The sequence below is a fragment of the Mycolicibacter acidiphilus genome (assembly GCF_018455725.1).
GTDB classification, from domain to species: domain Bacteria; phylum Actinomycetota; class Actinomycetes; order Mycobacteriales; family Mycobacteriaceae; genus Mycobacterium; species Mycobacterium acidiphilum.
Genome location: NZ_JAHCLR010000057.1, coordinates 23391 through 30018 on the forward strand (window position 1 = coordinate 23391; position 6628 = coordinate 30018).

Annotated in this window: 6 protein-coding genes; 4 read left to right on the forward strand and 2 right to left on the reverse strand. The window is 69.0% G+C overall.

Annotated features, from left to right (window positions below; all coding sequences use genetic code 11):
* Positions 1 to 13 precede the first annotated feature (13 nt).
* From hisN to KIH27_RS19345, 4 genes are all read left to right on the forward strand, one after another.
* Entirely contained in the window at positions 14 to 811 is a 798-nt protein-coding gene (gene hisN / locus KIH27_RS19330; protein WP_214094587.1) for a histidinol-phosphatase, read from the forward strand.
* A gap of 112 nt (positions 812 to 923) precedes the next feature.
* Entirely contained in the window at positions 924 to 2303 is a 1380-nt protein-coding gene (locus KIH27_RS19335; protein ID WP_214094588.1) for an acyl-CoA dehydrogenase family protein, read from the forward strand.
* A 29-nt stretch (positions 2304 to 2332) separates the two neighbouring features.
* Positions 2333 to 3544: an acyl-CoA dehydrogenase family protein gene (locus KIH27_RS19340; protein WP_214094589.1), complete on the forward strand. Its 1212-nt coding sequence runs from the start codon at positions 2333 to 2335 to the stop codon at positions 3542 to 3544.
* A gap of 163 nt (positions 3545 to 3707) precedes the next feature.
* The gene (locus KIH27_RS19345) at positions 3708 to 4757 is read left to right on the forward strand and encodes a sensor domain-containing protein (RefSeq protein ID WP_250150405.1); all 1050 of its coding nucleotides are present in this window, start codon (positions 3708 to 3710) and stop codon (positions 4755 to 4757) included.
* 18 nt (positions 4758 to 4775) lie between these two features.
* Here KIH27_RS19345 and KIH27_RS19350 read toward each other — a convergent pair whose 3' ends face one another.
* Both KIH27_RS19350 and KIH27_RS19355 read right to left on the reverse strand, forming a co-directional pair.
* On the reverse strand, positions 4776 to 5819 hold the full coding sequence (locus KIH27_RS19350; protein WP_214094591.1) for a sensor domain-containing protein: 1044 nt from the start codon (positions 5817 to 5819) through the stop codon (positions 4776 to 4778).
* Between the two features lie 22 nt (positions 5820 to 5841).
* On the reverse strand, positions 5842 to 6628 hold a 787-nt coding region (locus KIH27_RS19355; RefSeq protein ID WP_214094592.1), incomplete at its 5' end, for a sensor domain-containing protein.

Here is a 6628-nt window from a genome sequence, read left to right on the forward strand (position 1 = left end):
TAGGACTGCGAGCATGTGTTCCCACCACGATCTCCATGAGGACCTGACCCTGGCGCTGGCCCTGGCCGACCGCGCGGACGCCATCACGCTGACCCGGTTCGGCGCGCTGGATCTGCGGGTCGACACCAAACCCGACCTGACCCCGGTCACCGACGCCGACCAGGCGGTCGAGACCGCACTGCGCGAGGCGCTGGCCGTCGACCGGCCCGACGACGCCATCCTCGGTGAGGAGTTCGGCGGCACAACCACTTTCAGCGGCCGCGAATGGATCATCGATCCGATCGACGGCACCAAGAACTTCGTGCGCGGTGTGCCGGTCTGGGCGACGCTGATCGCCCTGCTCGAAGACGGCGTGCCGTGTGTGGGCGTGGTCAGCGCGCCCGCCCTGGACCGGCGCTGGTGGGCTTCGCGCGGGCAGGGCGCGTTCGCGTCCGTCGGCGGCGCACCCGCACAGCGGCTGTCGGTGTCGTCGGTGTCGGACCTGGACTCGGCCAGCCTGTCGTTCGCCGGGTTCTCCACCTGGGCCGAGCGCGGCCTGCGCCGGCAGTTCACCGAACTGGCCGACCGGGTGTGGCGGGTGCGGGGCTACGGGGACTTCTGGCAGCACTGCCTGGTCGCCGAGGGCGCTGTGGACGTGGTGATCGAACCGGAGGTGTCGGTGTGGGATCTCGCCGCGCTCGACGTGCTGATCCGGGAAGCCGGCGGGACGTTCACCGACCTGTCCGGCACGCCGGGGCCGCATGGTGGCAGCGCGGTGGCCACCAACACGCTGCTGCATGCGCAGGTGGTTACCGGCCTGGCCGCGGACTGAGCCGTCGGCCGCGGGGCGGTCACTGAGGAACTCGTCACACCTTACTGACGAGTCATCTTACTTCGGAGTAAGATGATGGCATCACATCCTTTCCATTCAGTGAGGCTCTGACATGACTGACACCGCATCCGCCCGTAACGGCTCCAAGGGCCGATCGAGCGCCATCGGGCTGGAAAAACCGAAGCGGACCCCGATCGCCACCGCCCTGTCGCTGGTCACTCCGCTGGTCAGCCAGCCGTTCCTGGACCGGCACAACCTCCGCGACCCGCTCAACCACTCCCTGAACTACGGCGTGAAGACCGTGTTCTCGGTGGCCGGCGCCGCCGGCCGGCAGTTCAAGAAGGTCCAGTCGCTGGGCAAGACGCCGACCCGGCTGAAGTCCAGTGGCGCCGACTACTTCGACCTGACCCCCGACGACGACCAGCAGATGATCGTCGAGACCGTGCAGGAGTTCGCCGCCGAGATCCTGCGCCCGGCCGCGCACGACGCCGGCGAGGCCGCCGACTACCCGCGTGAGCTGATCGCCAAGGCCGCCGAGCTCGGCATCACCGCGATCAACATCCCGGAGGACTTCGACGGGATCGCCGCACACCGTTCGACGGTCACCAACGTCCTGGTCGGCGAGGCACTGGCCTACGGCGACATGGGTCTGGCCCTGCCGATCCTCGCTCCGGGCGGGGTGGCGGCGGCGCTGACCCACTGGGGCAGCGCAGACCAGCAGTCCACCTACCTGCCGGAGTTCGCCGGTGAGAACGTCCCGCAGGCCTGTGTGGCGATCACCGAGCCGCAGCCGCTGTTCGACCCGACCAACCTCCGGACCACCGCGGTGCGCACCCCCAGCGGCTACCGGCTGGACGGGGTGAAGTCCCTGGTGCCGGCCGCCGCGAACGCGGAGCTGTTCATCATCGGCGCCCAGCTCAACGGCAAGCCGGCGCTGTTCATCGTGGAGTCCTCAGCCAAGGGCCTGAGCGTGAAGGCCGACCCGAGCATGGGCATCCGGGCCGCCGCGCTCGGCCAGATCGAACTGAAGAACGTCACGGTGCCGCTGAGCGCCCGCCTCGGTGAGGACGCTGCCACGGATACCGACTACTCCGAAGCCATCGCGCTGTCCCGGCTGGGCTGGGCCGCACTGGCGGTCGGCACCAGCCACGCAGTGCTCGACTACGTGATGCCCTACATCAAGGAGCGCGAGGCGTTCGGCGAACCGGTCGCCCGCCGGCAGTCGGTGGCGTTCATGTGCGCCAACATCGCAATCGAGCTCGACGGGCTGCGGCTGATCACCTGGCGTGGCGCCGCCCGGGCCGAGCAGGGCCTGCCGTTCATCCGGGAGGCCGCGCTGGCCAAGCGCATCGCCACCGACAAGGGCATGCAGATCGGCTCCGACGGCGTGCAGCTGCTCGGCGGCCACGGCTACACCAAGGAGCACCCGGTCGAGCGCTGGTACCGCGACCTGCGGGCCATCGGCGTCGCCGAGGGCGTCCTGGTCGTCTAAGTCTTCCCAACGAATCCGAAAGTCTGATCATGGCAATCAATCTGGAACTTCCCAAGAAGCTGCAGGGCATCGTCGAGATGACGCACGCCGGCGCCGCTGAGATGCTGCGCCCGATCTCGCGCAAATACGACCTGGCCGAGCACGCCTACCCGGTGGAGCTGGACACCCTGGAGACCCTGTTCGAGGGGGTCTCGTCGGTGAACAACTCCGGCATGGCCAGCGCCACCGAGGCCTTCCGCGGCGGCGAGGAGACCGAGGGCAACCGCAACGGCGCCAACATGGCCGCGCTGCTGCAGGTGCTCGAAATGAGTTGGGGCGACGTCGCTTTGATGCTCTCGATCCCGTACCAGGGGCTGGGCAACGCCGCGATCTCCGGGGTGGCCACCGACGAACAGCTCAAGCAGCTGGGCAAGGTGTGGGCGGCGATGGCGATCACCGAGCCCAGCTTCGGCTCGGACTCGGCTGCGGTGACCACCACCGCCACCCTCGACGGCGACGAGTACGTGCTCAACGGTGAGAAGATCTTCGTCACGGCCGGGTCGCGCTGCAGCCACATCGTGGTCTGGGCGACGCTCGACAAGTCACTGGGCCGCGCGGCGATCAAGTCGTTCGTGGTGCCGCGTGAGCACCCCGGCGTCATCGTGGAGCGCCTGGAGCACAAGCTCGGCATCAAGGCCTCCGACACCGCGGTGATCCGCTTCGACAACGCCCGGATCCCCAAGGACTTCCTGCTGGGCAGCCCGGAGATCAACACCGAGAAGAGCTTCTCGGGGGTGATGGAGACCTTCGACAACACCCGGCCGGTGGTGGCCGCGATGGCCGTCGGCGTCGCACGGGCCGCGCTGGAGGAACTGCGCAACGTGCTGACCACGGCGGGCGTGGAGATCTCCTATGACAAGCCGGCCCACGTCCAGCACGCCGCCGCCGCGGAGTTCCTGAAGATGGAGGCCGACTGGGAGTCGGCGAACCTGCTGACGCTGCGCGCGGCCTGGCAGGCCGACAACTCGGTCCCGAACTCCAAAGAGGCGTCGATGGCCAAGGCGAAGGCCGGCCGGATGGCCACCGAGGTCACGCTGAAGGTCGTGGAGCTGGCCGGCACCGTCGGCTACTCCGAGCAGACGCTGCTGGAGAAGTGGGCCCGCGACTCGAAGATCCTCGACATCTTCGAGGGCACCCAGCAGATCCAGCTGCTCGTGGTGGCCCGCCGGCTGCTGGGCCTGTCCTCCTCCGAGCTGAAGTAGGCCCGCCGCCCCTCCCAACCCGTCCCCTTTTTGCGCGAGCGTGCAGAGTTGTCCACCATTCCCCCAGGTGGGGACGGACAACTCTGCACGCTCGCCGTTTGGGGGACCGCCGTGGTCCGGGCAGATGCCGTAATCGTGCCGGGCTTCTGAAAGAGTGATGGCCATGACGTACTACCCGCCGGGATCAGGTGACCAGTCCTCCGGCAACAGCTCCGACCCGTTTCAGGGAATGCCGTTCGGAGCCGGCCCCCCGGTCTTCACCGCCCCGACGCCGGCGACACCGCCGCCCGCCAACACACTGGCGACGCTCTCGCTGGTGTTCGCGTTCCTCTTCGCTCCGGTCGGCGCCGTCCTCGGCCATCTGGGCCTGTCCCAGATCCGCCGCACCGGTGAGCCCGGACGCGAACGGGCCATCATCGGACTCTCGGTGTCCTACGTGATGATCGCGGTCATGGTGATCGGGCTGGTCGCGGTCGGGCTGCACGGTCACTCCGCCCCGGCCACCAAGACCGCGTCCGGGCATTCCCCGGCCGTGCCGCACGCACCGGGCGCGCCGGTCGCGCCGAAAGCCACCAAGTCCAACCGGGGTCCGCTGCTGAGCGTCGACGAGGTCAAGGCTCTGCTCGGCGCTGCAGGCCCCGGGGGCTCTGCGATCGGTCAGGCCCCCACCGACCTGGCGGAGACCACGAAGTTCAGCGCACCGACGCCCCCCGACGCACAGGGCCACGTGGAGCCGCCCTCCTGTGAGGCGACGATGTTCGCCGGTACCGAAACCGCCGTCGCCGACTCCGGCTACACCGGCGCGGAGGGCGTGACCATGCAGGGGTCGGGGCAGTACGGACCGGTGATCATCACCGAGGCCGTCGTGACCTACCCCGACGCGGCGACCGCACAGGTGGCGGCCACCTCCTACACCGGCAAGGTGGACAACTGCCGCGGGATGAAAACGCTCTCCGACACGGACGGCAGCCCGCGGGGTCAGTGGATCTCAATCCCGTCGACTCCCTACCCCATCCCGCAGGGGTCGTTCCGCATGGTGCTGGCCAGCAAGGTCAACCTCAGTGGCGGCGGCGGGGTACCCATCTCGCAGGCGAACCAGACCTGGCACGTCTTCGGCGTGATCGGGTCGTCCGTGGTCGACGTCGCCGCCACCGGCGCCGGTGCCCTCATCTCGGGGCAGATGGCGCGCATGATCGCCGAACACCTGAGCTGACCGGCACCGACACCGACGTCAGCCCGGGATGTTGCCGAGGATGAAGTTGGCGGTCGCGACGGCCAGTGGCACCAGATCGCCCTTGCCGAGCACCTTCACGTCGACCAGGACGTTGGCCTTGGCGGCCACCGCCCGGGCGGTGGTCAGCCCGCTACCGACGACGGTGATCGTGGTGATGCCGTTTCCGGCGTCGGCCGGGGTGCCGACGTCTTCGCGGATCGACCCGCCGGTGCTCGGCACGCTCAGGGCGAGGCTGGCTCCGGCGCACTCGTTCCAGTGGCCCAGCAGGTCGTCCAGCGCTGAACGGGCACCCGCGGCATCGTCGTAGCCCATCACCGCCTGAACCGGTACGACGATGGGGTTGCTGCCGTTGTAGGCGGCCACGTAGTAGCCGCGCACCTTGGAGGAATCGATGACGCGCTTGTCCCCGTTCGACATCGTCCCCAGGCATTCCGGCCGGTCCATCACGCCACCGGTCTGCTCGATCTCCATCGAGTCCATCGTCACGGTCAGCGAGATCGACGGGTTTCCGGCCAGTTCCTGCATTTTCGCAACGTCGGGCAGCAGGGCGGCCAGGTCGGCCGGCGCCACCTGCGGGGCGGGCGGCGCGGGCGGGGGCGGCGGTACGGCCGGAGCCTCAGCCGTCACCGTCGGCGTGTTCACCGGGGCACCACCGTGCGAACCGAGGACCTGCCACGCCGTCAGCGCCACCACCGACACGGCAATCACGGTGTAAGACACCGCAAGTCCGATCACGGCGCGGTTCCGCCCGGCCTGGCCTGTCCGCTTGATCTCCGCGAGCCCAAGATGCCCCAGCACCGCGCCGACGGGGGCGAAGATGAATGCCAGCACCATCGACAGCGTCGCCAGCGTGTTCATCGGGGGTCGGGGCGTCGGGAACGACGGCCCACCGAACGCCGGCGGCGCACCGAATACCGGTGGCGCACCGGTCGGCTGAGGTGTCCCGGGCGCTTGCGGTGCCCCGAACTGCTGCATCGGGGACTCCGATGACTGCCCGAACGGAAGGCCGCCGAACGGATCGTGCTGCGGTGGGTTGGTCATCTGGTCGACATCCTTATCTCGATCATCGTGGTCCGGGGATCCGGTTGAGAATGAAGGCCGCGACCGCTGCGACGCCGTTGCTCAAATCGTCGACGTCGTTGTCAGGGAGCACGGTCACGTCCACCAGAACGTTGGCTTTGACGGCCAGCGCGTGGACTCCCGCCGTCCCGAGTGGGCCGAGATGGGCATGGAACCGCATCGTGGTGATGCCATTGCCGGCATCGGCGGGAATCTCAAGCACCGTGTCGTGCACGCCGTCGTGGGTATGCCAGCTGATCGTCGTCCCCCCGCATTTCCGCCAATTCGCCAGCATTACCTGCAGCGCGGACTCGGCGGCGACCGGGCTGTCGTAGGCCGCAGCCGATTGGTCGAAAATTGCCGTCGGTCCGTCCATGTGCGTCAGGTAGTAGCCACGGACAGCATCGGGATCGTAGACATGCGTGCTACCGATGGAGACGGCACCCTCGCACTCGGGCGGGTCGAAGCTGCTCTTCTTCGGGAATCCGCCGAGTTCGGTCTCCGTGAGCGTCAGGCTCATACCATCACGCCCGGTCAACTCCGTCACGTCCGCCGGGCTCGGCAGCAGACCGGCGAGGTCGGTGGGAGCCACCAGCACCGGCGGCGGTGGGGGTGGTGGCGGCGGTGGGGCCGTCGTCGTGGCCGTCGGCGGAACCGCAGCCGCGGGCGCCGCGCTCATCGGCGCCGCGGACACCCGCCCGGTGACCGAACCCAGCGCCGCCCACACCACCACGCCAACCACGGCGACGGTGACGAACACGTATGACAGCGTCACCCCCACCAGAGCGCGC